The sequence below is a fragment of the Methylomonas koyamae genome, assembly GCF_019669905.1.
Lineage (GTDB): Bacteria > Pseudomonadota > Gammaproteobacteria > Methylococcales > Methylomonadaceae > Methylomonas > Methylomonas koyamae.
This window is the reverse complement of sequence record NZ_AP019777.1, coordinates 290159-305973: the sequence shown is the minus strand read 5'-3', so window position 1 is coordinate 305973 and position 15815 is coordinate 290159. Positions and strand designations below refer to the sequence as shown.

General features: G+C 61.5%; 12 protein-coding genes. 11 read left to right on the top strand and 1 reads right to left on the bottom strand.

Going from position 1 to position 15815, the window contains the following annotated elements; translation table 11 throughout:
- Window positions 1–229: 229 nt before the first annotated feature.
- The 7 genes from MKFW12EY_RS01470 (at window position 230) to MKFW12EY_RS01440 (ending at window position 10468) form a co-directional block, all read left to right on the top strand.
- The gene (locus MKFW12EY_RS01470) at window positions 230–898 is read left to right on the top strand and encodes a CerR family C-terminal domain-containing protein (protein ID WP_221053886.1); all 669 of its coding nucleotides are present in this window, start codon (window positions 230–232) and stop codon (window positions 896–898) included.
- The gene (locus tag MKFW12EY_RS01465; RefSeq protein ID WP_221053885.1) at window positions 888–2420 is read left to right on the top strand and encodes an efflux transporter outer membrane subunit; all 1533 of its coding nucleotides are present in this window, start codon (window positions 888–890) and stop codon (window positions 2418–2420) included. Before MKFW12EY_RS01470 ends, MKFW12EY_RS01465 begins: the two co-directional genes overlap by 11 nt.
- Entirely contained in the window at window positions 2417–3529 is a 1113-nt protein-coding gene (locus MKFW12EY_RS01460; protein WP_064020200.1) for an efflux RND transporter periplasmic adaptor subunit, read from the top strand. The genes MKFW12EY_RS01465 and MKFW12EY_RS01460 overlap by 4 nt, the downstream gene beginning before the upstream one ends.
- Complete coding sequence (locus tag MKFW12EY_RS01455; protein WP_221053884.1) at window positions 3526–6639, top strand: efflux RND transporter permease subunit; 3114 nt, start codon at window positions 3526–3528, stop codon at window positions 6637–6639. Before MKFW12EY_RS01460 ends, MKFW12EY_RS01455 begins: the two co-directional genes overlap by 4 nt.
- A 192-nt stretch (window positions 6640–6831) precedes the next feature.
- Entirely contained in the window at window positions 6832–8013 is a 1182-nt protein-coding gene (locus MKFW12EY_RS01450; RefSeq protein WP_221053883.1) for a methyl-accepting chemotaxis protein, read from the top strand.
- A gap of 11 nt (window positions 8014–8024) precedes the next feature.
- The gene (locus tag MKFW12EY_RS01445) at window positions 8025–8993 is read left to right on the top strand and encodes a nitrate- and nitrite sensing domain-containing protein (protein ID WP_221053882.1); all 969 of its coding nucleotides are present in this window, start codon (window positions 8025–8027) and stop codon (window positions 8991–8993) included.
- Window positions 8994–9109: 116 nt separating this feature from the next.
- Window positions 9110–10468, top strand: a complete 1359-nt coding sequence (locus MKFW12EY_RS01440; RefSeq protein WP_221053881.1) for a cytochrome P450 — start codon at window positions 9110–9112, stop codon at window positions 10466–10468.
- A gap of 30 nt (window positions 10469–10498) precedes the next feature.
- Here MKFW12EY_RS01440 and MKFW12EY_RS01435 read toward each other — a convergent pair whose 3' ends face one another.
- Entirely contained in the window at window positions 10499–11563 is a 1065-nt protein-coding gene (locus tag MKFW12EY_RS01435; RefSeq protein ID WP_054761470.1) for an AI-2E family transporter, read from the bottom strand.
- Between the two features lie 154 nt (window positions 11564–11717).
- Between MKFW12EY_RS01435 and moaB the strand changes: the two genes are divergently transcribed.
- The 4 genes from moaB to pepN are packed head-to-tail and all read left to right on the top strand — an operon-like array spanning window position 11718 to window position 15788.
- A complete protein-coding gene (gene moaB, locus MKFW12EY_RS01430; RefSeq protein WP_054761498.1) occupies window positions 11718–12239 on the top strand; it encodes a molybdenum cofactor biosynthesis protein B in 522 nt (173 codons plus the stop codon).
- Complete coding sequence (locus MKFW12EY_RS01425; RefSeq protein WP_054761471.1) at window positions 12239–12598, top strand: DUF423 domain-containing protein; 360 nt, start codon at window positions 12239–12241, stop codon at window positions 12596–12598. The genes moaB and MKFW12EY_RS01425 overlap by 1 nt, the downstream gene beginning before the upstream one ends.
- Before the next feature lie 13 nt (window positions 12599–12611).
- The gene (locus tag MKFW12EY_RS01420) at window positions 12612–13142 is read left to right on the top strand and encodes a phosphate-starvation-inducible PsiE family protein (RefSeq protein WP_082409804.1); all 531 of its coding nucleotides are present in this window, start codon (window positions 12612–12614) and stop codon (window positions 13140–13142) included.
- Between the two features lie 3 nt (window positions 13143–13145).
- A complete protein-coding gene (gene pepN / locus MKFW12EY_RS01415) occupies window positions 13146–15788 on the top strand; it encodes an aminopeptidase N (RefSeq protein ID WP_054761472.1) in 2643 nt (880 codons plus the stop codon).
- The last annotated feature ends 27 nt before the right edge of the window (window positions 15789–15815 follow it).

Below are 15815 nucleotides of genomic sequence, written 5' to 3'. Positions count from 1 at the left end.
CTGAACTTCTCCCGTTTTCACTGATCCGCAACAACCCGCTCGCTGGCCCGATCTGAAGCACTTCTCGCTAAGTATTTGCCGGTCGCGGCCGGTGCCGGTTTTGTATTCGCCGTGCTTCCGGTTTAACCGCGGCTGTCGGCATTTCGATGTCGACGATTGACAATCAATCGATTGATTGATAATTTGCAAATCAATCGATTGATTTAATATTCAGCATTTTTGGAGCACCATGGCTAAAACCCCTCACGCCGAAACCGAAACCAGCGACGCACGCAGCCGATTGGTCAGCGCCGCATTACGGCTGTTTGCCGAAAAAGGCTACGAAGGCGCCTCCACCCGCGAGATCTGCGAGGCCGCCGGCGTCAACATTTCGGCGATCCGCTATTACTTCGGCGACAAAGCCGGCCTGTACCGCGCCGCGTTCACCGAACCTATGGGCGAATCGCCCTGCGGTGCGAATATCGCCGAGTACGCCGATTTACCCTTACCGGAGGTATTGCACCGCTTCTTCGCCGAATTTCTGGAACCGTTAAAGAAGGGCGAAGAATTGGGATTGGTCATGAAGCTGCATTTCCGGGAAATGATCGAACCGACCGGCGCCTGGCAACAGGAGATAGAGGCCGAGATCAAACCGCAACACGACGGCCTGGTGGTATTGCTGAAAACGCATCTGGGCCTAGACCGCGCCGACGACGATCTGCACCGCTTGGCGTTTGCGATCACCGGCATGGCCGTGCATTTCTACGTCGGGCAGGACGTCATCGCAACGGTTTCGGCGCCGCTGCTGAACACGCCGGCAGCGGTCGACACGCTGGCCGAACGTTTGGCCGGCTACGCCGTGTCGATGGTCGCCGGCGAAGCGGCGCGGCGGGCGCAAGGAGGCGAACATGCGGCATAAGCGCTGGCGGGCATTGGGCTGGAGCTTGCCCTTGCCGCTGCTTTCCGCCTGCGGTGGGGGCGGTTTACTGGCCACCGTTGGCCCGGATTACCAAGCCGAGCCGCTGCCGCCGGTAACCGGCTGGCACGAACCGCAGCCCGGCCCGGTCGCCCGGTCGGCCCATGGCGGCGCAGCCGGCGACTTGATCCGTTGGTGGGAACGCTTTAACGACCCGACCTTGACCCGCCTGCTGGACGCCGCCGAACGGCAAAGCGCTTCGCTAGCCGAGGCCAAGGCCCGCGTCGAACAAGCCCGCGCCAATCTGGCCGGGGCCGATGGCGCGCTGTTGCCGAATCTGGATGCCAGCTTGGCCGGCAAGCGTTCTTCGGCATCTTTCGGCGGCGAACCTTTCGTCTGGAACCAATATAGCGCCGGCCTGCAATCCAGTTGGGAAATCGATTTGTTCGGCGGCCTGGCCCGGCAGCAGCAAGCTGCGCTCGGCCAGTTGGCCGCGAAAAGCGCAGCCTGGCACGACGCCCGGGTCACCGTCGCCGCTGAAACCGCCAATGCCTACCTGGCTTACCGCTATTGCCTAAGCCAAGTACAAATTCTGCAGGCCGACCGGGCATCGCGTAGCGAATCGGCGCGGCTGATCGAAATCGCCGGCGACAGCGGTTTGCGCCCCGCCGGCGATGTTGCCTTGGCAAGGGCCGGCGCGGCCGAAGCCCGTAGCAATGTGCTGCAACAGCAGGCCCAATGCGAGCGCGGGGTAAAAGGCCTGGCGGCGTTGACGGCGCTGGACGAATCCGAACTGCGCGGCTTGTTGGGCACCGACGCGGAACAGGCAGCGAAACTGCCGGAACCGCCGGCGTTTCGGATCGACGCAATCCCGGCCGGGGTGTTGCTGCAACGCCCGGATATTGCCGCCGCGGAGCGCGATGTAGCCGAAGCCAGCGCCAACATCGGCGTGCAGCGGGCCAAACAGTTCCCGAAACTGAGCCTGTCCGGCAACATTACTCCTACCCTGCAAAACATCAACGCCGCCGCGCTGATGTTGGCCCAGACTTGGGCCATCGGCCCAACCCTGAGTTTGCCCTTGTTCGACGCCGGCAAACGTGCCGCCGACGTGGCGGTGGCCGAGCAACAATACCTGGCGGCCGCAAGCCGTTTCCGCGACAAGGCGCGCACGGCGGTCAAGGAGGTGGAAGAAGCTCTGGTCCGCCTGAACAGCGCTGGGCTGCGCTTGCCGGAAGGCCGCGCCGCCGTCGACAGTTACCGCGCCAACTACCGCTCGCTCGAAGCGCTCAATCAAAACGGTTTGAGCAGTCTGCTCGACGTCGAAACCGCCCGCCGCAATCTGTTGTCCGCCGAACTCGCGCTGAAAACGCTGGAACAGGAGCGCGTCTCCGCCTGGATTGCGCTGTACCGTGCGGTCGGCGGCGGCTGGACCGCAAACGCGGAAGCCGCCGCCCAAAGCGACGTTAACGCTAGCCCCGATTCCTTACCGATTCAACAGGTCTCTTTCAACGGAGGAAAATCATGAAGCACGGAAAAACCATCCTATCGCTAAGCGCCGTAATACTGCCGCTCGGCTTAATCAGCCTGGCGGTCGGCAATAGCCGGGAAACCGCACCGGCAGCAGCAGCGGCCGCCAATCCCGCGCTCAGCGTGACGACGGTGCAACCGCAATGGCTGGACATGCCGATCGCGCTGACCGCCAACGGCTCGATCGCGGCTTGGCAGGAAGCTGTGATCGGCGCCGAAATCGGCGATTTGCGGCTCAGCGCGGTCAATGTCCAGGTCGGCGAAGCGGTCAAAAAGGGCCAGGTACTGGCAACTTTTTCCGACGAAAGCGTGCTGGCCGACATTGCCCAAAGCCGCGGCATCGTCGCCGAGGCCCAAGCCAATCTGGAAGAGGCGCGGGCCAATGCCGAGCGGGCGCGCAAAGTACTGGAAAAAGGCGCGTTGAGCGCGCAGCAGGTCGACCAATACTTGACCGGAGCCAAGACCGCGGAAGCCAAACTGCAATCGGCCAAGGCGCAATTGGACGCGCAACTGTTGCGCTTGAAATACACCAAGGTGCTGGCCAGCGACGACGGCGTGATTTCTTCGCGCAGCGCGACGTTAGGCGCCGTCGCAGCCAAAGGCCAGGAGTTGTTCAAATTGATCCGACAAAACCGGCTGGAATGGCGCGGCGAAGTCACCGCCGCCGAAATGACGCAATTGCGGCCCGGCGTCGAAGCGACGGTCGAAGTACCCAACGTCGGCCGCATTCGCGGCACGGTACGCTTTTTGGCGCCGACCTTGGACGAACAAAGCCGTAACGGCCTGGTTTACGTGGATTTGCCCAATGCGGCGCAAAACGGCTTGCGCGCCGGCATGTTCGGCCGCGGCGAATTCCATCTCGGCTCCAGCGCCGGCCTGACCGTACCGCAAGACGCGCTGTCGCTACGCGAAGGTTTCAGCTACGTGTTTCGCGTGGCCGAGCAGAACGGCGACCGGGCCAAGGTCGAGCAAGTCAAAGTCCAACTCGGCCGCCGCGCCGGCGACGTGCTGGAAGTGCTGGCCGGCCTCAACCCCGGCGACCGCCTGGTGGCCAGAGGCGCCTCCTTTCTGGCCGACGGCGACAGCGTCAGGGTGGTGGCGCCATGAACGTCTCGGCCTGGTGCATCCGTAACCCGATCCCGGCGTTGATGCTGTTCGTGCTGCTGTCGTTCGGCGGCTTGCACAGCTTCAAGACCATGAAGATCCAGAACTTCCCGGATCTGGACTTGCCCACCGTCACGGTCACGGCCACGCTGCCCGGCGCTTCGCCGGCGCAGTTGGAAACCGAAGTGGCGCGAAAAATCGAAAACGCCATCGCCACGCTGCAGGGGTTGAAACACATCATCACCAAGGTGCAGGACGGCAGTGCGATCATTACGGCCCAATTTCGCCTGGAAAAACCGGTGCAGGAAGCGGTCGACGACGTGCGTTCCGCCGTAACCAAAGTGCGTACCGACCTGCCCAGCGATTTGCGCGACCCCATCGTCAATAAACTGGACCTGGCCGGCTCGCCGATTCTGGCCTTTACCGTGCGCTCCGAACAGCGCGACGACGAAGCGCTGTCGTGGTTCGTCGAGGACACCGTCGCCAAACGCCTGTTGGCAGTGAACGGCGTCGGCGCCGTGACGCGGGTCGGCGGCGTCAGCCGGGAAGTGACGATTGCGCTCGACCCGGTCAAATTGCAAGCCTTGGGGGCGACCGCGGCCGATATTTCCCGCCAATTACGCGAGATGCAACGCGAAAGCGCCGGTGGCCGTACCGATCTGGGTAGCGGCGAACAACCGGTGCGCACGCTGGCCAACGTATTGTCGGTGGACGAAATGCGGCCGCTGCAACTCTCGCTGGCGGACGGCCGCCACATCCGCCTGGACCAAGTGGCCAGCATCGAAGACTCGGTGGCCGAACGCCGCGCCGCCGCTTTCCTGGACGGCAAGCCGGTGGTCGGTTTCGAGGTCACCCGCAGCCGCGGCGCCGGCGAAGTCGAAGTTGGCGCCGGCGTCAAAAAAGCGCTGAACGAATTGTTAGCCGCCAACCCGGATATCGAATTCAACGAAGCCTTCAATTTCGTCGATCCGGTAGCGGAAGAGTTTCAAGGTTCGATGGCGATGCTGTACGAAGGCAGCTTGTTAGCGGTGTTGGTGGTCTGGCTGTTTCTGCGCGACTGGCGCGCCACCTTCGTCTCCGCCGTGGCCTTACCGCTGTCGGTGGTGCCGGCGTTCATCGGCATGGATCTGTTCGGTTTTTCGTTGAACGTGATTACCCTGCTGGCCTTGTCGCTGGTGATCGGGATTCTGGTCGACGACGCCATCGTCGAAGTGGAAAACATCGTCCGCCATCTGCGGATGGGCAAAACGCCATACCAGGCGGCGATGGAAGCCGCCGACGAAATCGGCCTGGCCGTGGTCGCCACCACCTTTGCCCTGGTTGCGGTGTTTTTGCCGACCGCGTTCATGAGCGGCGTAGCCGGCCGTTTTTTCAAGCAGTTCGGTTGGACCGCGGCGCTGGCGGTGATGGCGTCGCTGGTGGTGGCGCGGATGCTGACACCGATGATGTCCGCCTACCTGCTGAAAAACACCGGCCACCAGGAAATTAGCGAAGGGCCGCTGATGCGTTGGTACCTTCGGGCGGCCGCCTGGTGCCTAAGGCATCGGCTGGCCACCATCGGCGGCGCGGCGGCGTTTTTCGTCGGCTCGTTGCTGTTGATTCCGCTGCTGCCGACCGGCTTCATTCCGGCCGACGACAATCCGCAAACCCAGGTATTCGTCGAATTGCCGCCGGGCGCCAGCTTGAACCAGACCCAATCCGTGGCGGAAGCCGCACGGCGTTTGGTCGCCGACATCGAGTACGTGAAAACGGTTTACACCACCATCGGCGCCGGTTCGGCGGGCAGCGACCCGATGGCCGGCGCCCAAGGCGCCGGCGAGGTGCGTAAAGCCACGTTGACCGTCACATTGGCCAGCCGCCGCGACCGGCCGGTGCGCAAACAGGTTATCGAGCAACAGATTCGCCAGGCCCTGGAGAAATTACCCGGCGTGCGCACCAAAGTGGGCCTGGGCGCGTCCGGCGAGAAATACGTGCTGGTATTGAGCGGCGACGATCCGCAAACCCTGACTAGCGCCGCCCGCGCCGTAGAACGCGATTTGCGGACGATTCCGGGCCTGGGCAGCATTGCCTCCAGCGCCGCCTTGGTGCGGCCGGAGATTGCGGTACGGCCGGATTTCGCCCGCGCCGCCGATCTGGGCGTCACAACCGCCGCGCTGGCCGAAACGCTGCGCATCGCCACGGTCGGCGATTACGACTGGTCGCTGTCCAAGCTGAATCTGGCCCAGCGTCAGGTGCCGATGGTAGTCAAACTGGCCGCCGAAGGCCGCCGCGATCTGGCGGTGTTGGAACGGCTGGCGGTACCGTCGGCGAAAAGCGGCAGCGGCACGGTTTTGGTCGGCCAGGTGGCGAAGCTGGAATTGTCCAGCGGCCCGGCCGTACTCGACCGTTACGACCGCTCGCGCAACGTCAATTTCGAGATCGAGCTGTCCGGCCAGCCGCTGGGCGAGGTCACTGCCGCAGTCGCCAATCTGCCCAGCATCCGCAACCTGCCGGCCGGCGTCAAACGCATCAGCATCGGCGACGCCGAGATGATGGAAGAACTGTTCTCCAGTTTCGGCTTGGCGATGCTGACCGGCTTGCTCTGCATCCTGGTGGTATTGATTCTGCTGTTCAAGGACTTTATCCAGCCGATCACGATTCTGGCGGCGCTGCCGTTGTCGTTCGGCGGCGGCTTCGTGGCCTTGCTGCTGACCGGCAAGGCCTTCTCGATGCCGTCGTTGATCGGCTTGGTGATGTTGATGGGTATCGCCACCAAAAACTCGATTCTGCTGGTCGAATACGCCATCGTCGCCCGCCGCGACCACGGCATGAGCCGCTTCGATGCCTTGCTCGACGCCTGCCGCAAACGGGCGCGGCCGATCGTGATGACCACCATCGCAATGGGGGCCGGCATGTTGCCGATCGCAATCGGCAGCGGCGACGCCGATGCCTCGTTCCGCAGCCCGATGGCGATTGCCGTGATCGGCGGCTTGATTACGTCGACCTTGCTCAGTTTGTTGGTAATTCCGGTGGCGTTTACTTATCTGGACGACGGCAAACAATGGGCGTTGGCCCTGTGGCGGCGCTGTTTTAGCGATAAAACCGCCGGCGGCCGGACTCAGGTATCGAACTGACAGCGACGCAGCACCGCGCTAGCCGGCACAGCCGGCTGCGCGATTCCAAATGGTGCATGGCGGCTTAACGCGGCGGGCAAACGATCCAAACCGGTGCGGGCGCGGGCAAATACCGGCAGTATTTCCGAGCCGACAAGACTGGCGGGAAATTTGCTGGACACATAGTCCGTGTCCACTTTCGACGAGTCCGCCATGCCCGCTTCGTTGCTTTCCGCCGTTCTCGGTAATTACCGGCTTAGCCACCAATTTCTGTTTCTATCCGGTCTGATCGCGCTTCCGGGCTTGGCGACCGCCGCCCTGGTCGCCAACTACACCTCCGGCCTGTCGCCGGGGCTGTGGCTGGCGGCCGCGGCCGGCCAACTGCCGTGGATGATCGCGCTATACGGCCTCTACGCCGGGTTGCGCAACGGTTTGCACAGCCTGCTCGGCGCACAGCGCCAACTTGCGAGCGGCGATTTCGGCGTCCGCTTGCAGTATGCCGGCCGCGACGAACTGGCCGAGCTGTGTGTCGGTTTTAACGATACGGTACGCGAACTGGGTCGGCGGATGAGCCAGGTGCAGGCGTCGATCCAGGAGGTGACTTACGCCGCCGACCAGTTGCACCAAGGTTCCGGCCAAGTTGCCGACCAGTTGGATCTGCAGCGCAAAAGCACGACGATGATGGCCGCGGCCATCGAGCAAATGTCGGCCAGCATTCTGGGCGTGGCCGGGCAATGCCGGGAAACCGAGAAAATTTCGTCGACCACGCAACAACTGTCGCTGCAAGGCCAGCATTCGATAGACAGTTTCATTGCCGACATCAAACAATTGTTCCGGGAAATAGAGGAATTGGCAGGTTTGATGCGCAACCTGGAACAGCATTCCCAACAGGTCTCGCAAATCTCGGAGATGATCAAGGCCATTTCCGAACAAACCAATTTGCTGGCGCTGAACGCCGCCATCGAAGCGGCGCGGGCCGGCGAATACGGCCGCGGCTTCGCCGTGGTCGCCGACGAAGTGCGGACATTGGCGCAGCGGGTCCGGCTGTCGGCGGAGGAGATCACCGGCACTACCGTAGCGGTGCGCGAGCAAATCGACCGCGCCGTACGGTCGATAGACGCCACTCAACAGCGCACCGAACAGGGGATAGACAAGGCTTACAGCGTCGAACGCGTGCTGGCCGGCATCAAGGAATATGCCGACAGCGCGCTGGACAATGTGTCGATGATCGCGGCCAGTACCGAACAGCAAAGCCAGGTCAGCCTGGAGATCGGCCGCAACGTGGAAAGTATTGCCCAGCACGTCGAAGAAAACAGCAAAGCCGCCCAGGAATCGGCGGCAATCGCCCGCCATTTGTCGAAACTGGCGCAAGTCGTAGTCCATAAACCCGCATAGCAGGCCTGCCGATGACCGATACCTTAATCTTGTTATGCGCCGCCGGCTCTGCCGGTTCGGTGTTGGCCGCGCTCTGGCATTGCCGCAACCGCACCCGGCTCGCCCACTTGGCCGGCCAGCAGACCAGCATCGCCATCAACCGCGAACTGAAGCAACTGCTCGGCAAAATCCAACAGCATCGCGGCATGGCCAGCGGCTATCTGAACGGCGATGCCAGTTTCAAATATAAAATTTCGGCGTTGCAAGCCGAAATCGGCCGCGAAACAGAACAGATCGCCAAGCGCTTGCATACTTTGCCGGCGCATCGCGACGGATTCGAGGCGATTGAATCCCGCTGGCGCAGCTTGAGCCCAACCGTATTGCAAGGCACCCGCGAGCAAAGCTTCGACAACCACTGTCAACTGATTGCCGCCGTGCTGGACTTGATGCGGGACATCGCCGAACGCAGCCAATTGCACCGCGATAGCGCCTGTCCGTTCGGTTTTGTCGAGATCGTCTGGCATTTGTTGCCGGACACCGCCGAAGCGATCGGCCAAACCCGGGCGATCGGTACCGGTATCGCCGCCGCCGGGCGCAGCCTCAGTACCGAACGTATCAAGCTGGGCTATTTGCTGACCCGTATCCGCAATGCCGCCGAGCGTCTCGAATCGGGCATCGCCCGGACCCCGTCGGCAATGGCCGGCGCCGAGTTCCGGCACAGCTTCGGCGAGGTACGGCAACGCATCGATAGTTTGGTCGGCGATATCGAACAACAATTGCTGGCAAGCGAACGCCCCGCAATCGACCCGGCCGGTTTTTTCGAGCACGCCACCCAGACATTGAACGGCGTGTTCGACCTGTACGACCGGGCCGAAGCGGCCGCCAACCGCGAGCTGCAAACGCGGTTGGCCGGCGCCGCCCGGCTGGGTCGCCAATCGTTGGCGACGTTGCTATTGGGGGTGACAACAGCCGCCGCCGGCATTCTACCGCTGGCGTTGTAAGCCGCCGTCCGGCCGGAACGGCTTGTGTAACGGCGGGATAAGCCGTTACAGTGGCGCAGTTTCCGCCCGCCCCGCTCGCCGGGAACGGCGCCTACCGGCCCAGTTCGCGAATTCCGATGCCTAACACCAGACCCGTACCGCAAGCCAAAGGCGATTTCCTGTTAGGCCATCTGCGGCCGCTTGCCGCCGATCCGTTCCGGACCTTATCCGCCTGGTGGCACGACTACGGCGACGCGGTCGGCTTTCGCGTGCTGACCCGGCAGTTTTATATGCTCAGCCATCCGGACATGGCGGAACAGGCTTTGGTGCGCCAGGCCGACAAGTTCGTCAAAATGTACGATCCGCAAAAACCCAAAGGGCTGGAATTGGTGCTCGGCCAGGGTTTGGTTACCAGCCGCGGCGACTTGTGGCGCAACCAGCGGCGTTTGATGCAGCCGATGTTCCAACGCGGCAACCTGAGCGCATTGCAACCGCAAATCGTCGCCGCCGGCCGCGAGATGCTGCGGCGCTGGCACCGATTGGGCGACGGCGCGCAGGTCAATCTGTGCAGCGAAATGATGAGGTTGACGCTGGAAGTCATCACCCAAACCATGTTCGGTACCAGCGTCCTGGACCGGATCGAGGCCATTGCCCCGGCGCTGGATACGGCGTTGCGCCATGCCGCCGCGTCGCTGCTGAATCCGCTAGCCTTGCCGCCGTTCGTACCTACGCCGGGCAATCGCGCCTTCAACCGGGCCATGGCAACCTTGGACGGCGTGGTCTACGACATCATCGAACATCGCCGCGCCAATCCGGCGGCGGCCGGCGGCGATTTGCTGGACATGCTGCTGCAGGCGCGCGGCGAAGATGGCGGGGCCGGCATGAGCGACCGCCAATTGCGCGACGAAGTGCTGACCATTTTCAGCGCCGGCCACGAGACCACCTCGAATTTACTGAGCTGGACACTGTACTTGCTGGCCCGGCACCCGGACGCACTCGGCCGTTTGCGTCGGGAGTTGCAGGACTTGCCGGCCGAGGAGGACTGGCAGTTTGCCGACCTGCAAACGCTGGAATACTGCAAGGCGGTGCTGCACGAATCGCTGCGCTTGCGGCCGCCGGTCGGCGTGATCATGCGCAAAATCCGCCAAGACGCCGAAGTCGAAGGTTACCGACTCGCGGCCGGCAGTCTGGCCTTGATCAATATCTTCAATTTGCATCACCATCCGCAATTCTGGAACGATCCCGAGCGGTTCGAGCCGGAGCGGTTTCTCGGCAACCAAAGCCGCCGCTTTGCCTTTATGCCGTTCGGCGCCGGCGAACGGATTTGCATCGGCAACCACTTCGCATTGCTGGAAAGCCAGTTGCTGTTGAGCCTGATCGTGCGCAATTACGCTATCGAATTGCTCGATCCCGGCGAAGCGGAGATGGAAATGGTGGTTAGCCTGCGGCCGATAGGCGGCTTGCCGGTCCGGCTCAAGCGGTTGGCTAAACCTTAACCGATGTGCCGGGGAGGTTCGCTTACCGCGTCAATCGCCGCCGGCATCGGCGATATCCTCGTCTTCGTTGCTGATTAGCCAATCCAGCACCAGGGCGTAACTGGTCGCCAGCAGGGTCGGGCCGATGAAGACGCCGATGAAGCCGAATGCCAGCAGGCCGCCGAAGATACCGAATACGATCAGGACGAACGGCAATTCGACTTCGCGGCTGATCAGGATCGGCCGCAACCAATTATCTATCGTGCCGACGAACAGCAGGAACCACAGCGCGATAAAAACCGCCCGGCCGGTTTCGCCTTCCACCAGCAGCCATAGCGCAACCGGCAGCCAGACCACGGTGCCGGCGGCCGGGATCAACATCAAAAAGAAGGCGACGACGCCCAGCGCGAAGGCGTAGGGCACCTCGGCGACGACAAAGCCGAGCATCGAGGCCAAGGCCTGAACCAGCGCGGTGCCGATGATGCCGTAAACCACGGCGCGCAAGCTGGAGCCGACGATGTGCAGAATGCGCTGGCTGCGTTCGCCGGCCAAGCGCCGCACCGCAACCACCACGTGCTCGGCAACCCGCTCGCCGTCGCGGTAGAAAAAAAACAGCACCAGAATGCTCAGGCCCATATGCATCAACTGGCCGCCGAGCTTGATGCCTTGCTGCAAAATCCAGGTGCCGGCGCCCAGCGCGTAAGGGCGGGCCAGATTCACCAGCCGACTGGTGTCTTCGCCTATGCTTTGCCAAGCCGATTTGGCCCTATCGCCGACCCATGGCAGCCGTTCCAGCCATTCCGGGGCCGGCGGCCAGGTGTGCACGCTTTGGTTGAGCCATTGCAGCAAGCGGTTGATGTCTTCGGTAAAGCTGAATCCGGCGGTGGCGAACGGCGTCAACAGCAGGATGCCGATCGGCAGCACCATGGTGGCGGCGGCGCGATTGGCGCTGAAATGCCATTCCCGCAAGCGGGAATACAGCGGCCAGGTGACGAAACACAAGATGGCCGCCCACAACAAGTCGAACACAAACGGCTGCAATACCTGGTAGCAGGCAAACAACAACAAGCCCAACGCGGCCAGACTGGCGGCTTTTTCGTAACGCGAATTTTGCATACTGGTTGGGCGCCTGCGCCGATTTAAGAATCCGAATCCTGAGTTTACGGCATTATCGAGCGCGCCGGTATGGCCGGTTAGCGCGCAATCAGCGCTTGCTTGGCCGGCGACGCATTCACTAGAATGCGGCAGCGATTATTTGGAGGCCTGTGGCGTGAGCGAAACCCGTGAATTTATTCCGATCAATATCGCGGTATTGACCGTGTCCGATACCCGCAGCGAAGCGGACGATACTTCCGGCCGCGTGTTGGCCGAAGGTTTGCTTGCGGCCGGTCATCGGTTGGCCGAGAAAAAAATCGTCCGCGACGATATTTACCAGATCCGCGCCGCCGTCAGCCAATGGATCGCCGATCCGAACGTCAATGCCGTCATCACGACCGGCGGCACCGGCGTGACCGGCCGCGACGGTACCCCGGAAGCGGTGTTACCGCTGCTGGACAAGGTACTGGACGGCTTCGGCGAGGTGTTCCGCATGCTGTCCTACCAGGACATCAAAAGTTCGACGATGCAGTCGCGGGCGGTCGCCGGCGTCGCCAACGCCACTTACATATTCTGCGTGCCGGGTTCGTCCGGCGCCTGCCGCACGGCATGGGAATCGCTGATCAAAGACCAACTGGATTACCGCACCCGGCCTTGCAATCTGGTGCAACTGATGCCGCGTTTGCTGGAGAAATAATGCGCCGGACATTTTTAACGTTGGCCGCGCTGGGCGGCTTTACCGGGGTAGCGTTGGGCGCGTTCGGCGCCCACGGCTTGAAACATCTGCTGAGCGACTACCAGTTGGACATCTACAAAACCGCGGTAAATTACCAGATGTGGCATAGCTTGGCGCTGGGCCTGGTGGCGCAATTGCCGGCACGGCCGGCCTTGCGCTGGGCGGGCAGGTTATTGGTGCTCGGCATCCTGCTGTTTTCAGGCAGTCTATACTTGCTGGCGATATTCGATATCAAATGGCTGGGTATGGTTACGCCGCTGGGCGGCCTGGCGTTTCTGGCGGCCTGGGGCCTGTTGGCCTACGCCGCGCTTCGCGAATAAGCAGGAGACACCGATGGAATCCAAACCGCCCGTTCGCCCTTCGCCGCCGTCGCGGCCCGGCGCCAGCCGCACTCTGCGCGACGAGCCGGAAGTCAAATTGCCGCCGGTCGCCGAAGACGGCTTGTTGAAAGTATTGCATGCGGTGATCCATTTCGCCGTCCGCATCCTGGCGGTGCTGATGGTATTAGTCATATTGTGGGGCGTGGCCGACGTGGTGTACGTGATCTATCAACGCTTGGTCGCGGAACCGTTTATGATGTTGACGGTCTCGGACATACTGCTGATTTTCGGTTCGTTCATGGCCGTACTGATCGCGATCGAGATTTTCATCAACATCACGCTGTACATCAAACACGATACGCTGCCGATTAAAATGGTCATCGCCACGGCGCTAATGGCCGTAGCCCGAAAAGTGATCATGTTGGATTTCAAGGACCTGGACCCGGCTTACATCGTCGCGATTGCGGCGGTGATCGTGTCTCTGGGCCTAACCTATTGGTTGATTTCCTATAAACCGCAACCCGTCAAAACTGAAGAGCGATAAGCAATGCGCGATGCCAGCCCGCAAACCGTCTACCTGAAAGATTACACGCCGCCGGAGTACCTGATCGACCAAATCGAATTGCATTTCGAATTGGACGAGCGGCGCACCCGGGTGCAAGCCAGAATGAACGTCAGGCGCAATCCGCACAGCTCGGCCGACAGTGTCGCTCTGAAATTGTGGGGCGAGGAATTGCAATTGCTCAGTATCGCCATCGACGGCCGGCCGCTGCAGGAGAACGAATTTGTGGTCGGCGACGAAGCGCTGATCGTGCACGAAGCGCCGCAGGACAGGCCTTTCGAAATCCTGATCGAAAACCTGATCGACCCGCAAGCCAACACCGCTCTGGAAGGCTTGTACCTGTCCAGCAGCATGCTCTGCACCCAGTGCGAGGCCCAGGGTTTTCGCAAAATTACCTGGTTTTTGGACCGGCCGGACGTAATGAGCCGCTTCAAAACCACGCTGGTGGCCGACAAGACCAAATACCCGGTATTGCTGTCCAACGGCAACAAAACCGGCAGCGGCGAGTTGGAGAACAATCGGCATTGGGTCAGTTGGGAAGATCCGTTCGCCAAACCGTGCTATCTGTTCGCCTTGGTCGCCGGGCAGTTGGCGTGCGTCGCCGACCAGTTCGTGACGATGAGCGGCCGGCGCATCGACTTGCAGATTTTCGTCGAACAGCACAACGTCGATAAATGCCGCCACGCCATACAATCGCTGAAAAACGCGATGCGTTGGGACGAGCAGACCTACGGCCTGGAATACGACTTGGACTTGTACATGATCGTCGCCGTCGACCATTTCAACATGGGCGCGATGGAAAACAAGGGTTTGAACGTATTCAACACCAAGTTCGTGCTGGCCCGGCCGGATACCGCGACCGACAGCGATTACGAACATATCGAAGGCGTGATCGGCCACGAATATTTCCATAACTGGTCCGGTAACCGGGTGACCTGCCGCGATTGGTTCCAGTTAAGCCTGAAAGAAGGCTTTACCGTATTTCGCGACCAGCAATTCAGCGGCGACATGACCTCGCCGGCCGTGAAACGCATCGAAGACGTCAATGCCTTGCGTACCCGGCAATTCGCCGAGGATGCCGGACCTTTGGCGCATCCGGTGCGGCCGGAAGCCTATATCGAGATCAACAACTTTTACACGCTGACCGTCTACGAAAAAGGCGCGGAAGTGGTGCGCATGCTGCATACTCTGCTCGGCGCGGCAGGTTTTCGTAAGGGCTGCGACTTGTATTTTCAACGCCACGACGGCCAGGCCGTCACCTGCGAAGATTTCGTCAAGGCGCTGGAAGATGCCAACGGCGTCGAACTTGGCCAATTCCGCCGCTGGTACTCGCAGGCCGGTACGCCGGTAGTGACGGTCGAACAAGACTACGATGCAACCAACGGCCGCTTGCAACTGACGCTGCGCCAAAGCTGTCCGCCGACGCCGAACCAACCGGTCAAACAACCGTTACATATCCCGGTAAAACTGGGCTTGCTGAATACGGACGGCTCGCCGGCCACTTTCGAGTTCGCCGGCCAACGGCATTCCGAAGTCACGCTTGACCTGACCGAGGCCGAACAAAGCTTCAGCTTCGGCAATCTGGCCGGCAAGCCGGTGGTTTCGTTGCTGCGCGGCTTTTCCGCGCCGGTGACATTGCAAATGCCGCGCAGCCTGGACGAGCTGGCCTTCCTGCTCAGCCACGACAGCGACACCTTCAACCGCTGGGAGGCCGGCCAGCAATTGGCGACCCAGGCCATTTTCCAATTGATCGACAGCATCGAACTGGGCCGGCCTTTGCAACTGGAACCTGTCGTCGTCGATGCCTACCGCAGAGTGCTGGCCGATGCCGGAGGCGACTTGTCTTACCAAGCCTTGCTGCTGGCGTTGCCCGAGGAAAGTTACTTGTCGGGCCAGATGCCGGTTATCGACGTCGAAGCCGTGCACCAGGCCCGCGAGTTCGTCAAAAAAACGCTGACCGAGAATTTGGCGGAGCAGTTTCTGGAACTTTACCGGCAATACCACCGCGACGAATCCGGCTGCTTCGATGCCGGTGCGGTCGGCCGCCGCCGCCTGAAAAACACCTGCCTGAGCTACTTGAGCAAACTGGAAACGCCCGACAGCCACCGTCTGGCCGAGCAGCAGTTCCGCGCCGCCCGCAATATGACCGACCAAATTTCAGCATTGGCTGCGATTGTCAACAGCCGCCATCCCGACCAAGACGATTGCCTGGACAGTTTTTACCGGCAGTGGCAGCAGGAAGCCCTGGTCATCGACAAATGGTTCACATTGCAGGCGACCAGCAGCATGCCGAACACCTTTGCCAAGGTGCAGAACCTGCTGCGGCATCCGGCTTTCGACATGAAAACGCCGAATCGGGTCCGAGCCCTGGTCGGCGCCTTCAGCCAGTCCAACCCGTTACATTTCCACGCCGCCAACGGCGAAGGCTACCGGTTTTTGGCCGACCGCGTGATCGAACTAAACGCGCTGAATCCGCAAATTGCCTCGCGCATGGTTAGCGGACTGGCGCAATGGCGGCGTTACGATGCCAACCGGCAAAGCTTGATGAAACAGGAATTACAGCGTATCGTCGCCACCGACCATTTGTCTAAAGATGTCTACGAGATCGCCAGCAAGAGTTTGGCGTAGCCGTAACAATCACGTAAACTAGCGCCG

What these genes read in the sequence shown, in the direction of transcription:
- MKFW12EY_RS01460 (WP_064020200.1), top strand. Translation starts at nt 2,417, where the DNA reads ATGAAGCACGGAAAAACCATCCTATCGCTAAGCGCCGTAATACTGCCG.
- MKFW12EY_RS01420 (WP_082409804.1), top strand. Translation starts at nt 12,612, where the DNA reads ATGGAATCCAAACCGCCCGTTCGCCCTTCGCCGCCGTCGCGGCCCGGC.
- MKFW12EY_RS01450 (WP_221053883.1), top strand. Translation starts at nt 6,832, where the DNA reads ATGCCCGCTTCGTTGCTTTCCGCCGTTCTCGGTAATTACCGGCTTAGC.
- MKFW12EY_RS01470 (WP_221053886.1), top strand. Translation starts at nt 230, where the DNA reads ATGGCTAAAACCCCTCACGCCGAAACCGAAACCAGCGACGCACGCAGC.
- MKFW12EY_RS01455 (WP_221053884.1), top strand. Translation starts at nt 3,526, where the DNA reads ATGAACGTCTCGGCCTGGTGCATCCGTAACCCGATCCCGGCGTTGATG.
- MKFW12EY_RS01440 (WP_221053881.1), top strand. Translation starts at nt 9,110, where the DNA reads ATGCCTAACACCAGACCCGTACCGCAAGCCAAAGGCGATTTCCTGTTA.
- MKFW12EY_RS01425 (WP_054761471.1), top strand. Translation starts at nt 12,239, where the DNA reads ATGCGCCGGACATTTTTAACGTTGGCCGCGCTGGGCGGCTTTACCGGG.
- pepN (WP_054761472.1), top strand. Translation starts at nt 13,146, where the DNA reads ATGCGCGATGCCAGCCCGCAAACCGTCTACCTGAAAGATTACACGCCG.
- MKFW12EY_RS01445 (WP_221053882.1), top strand. Translation starts at nt 8,025, where the DNA reads ATGACCGATACCTTAATCTTGTTATGCGCCGCCGGCTCTGCCGGTTCG.
- MKFW12EY_RS01465 (WP_221053885.1), top strand. Translation starts at nt 888, where the DNA reads ATGCGGCATAAGCGCTGGCGGGCATTGGGCTGGAGCTTGCCCTTGCCG.
- MKFW12EY_RS01435 (WP_054761470.1), bottom strand. Translation starts at nt 11,563, where the DNA reads ATGCAAAATTCGCGTTACGAAAAAGCCGCCAGTCTGGCCGCGTTGGGC.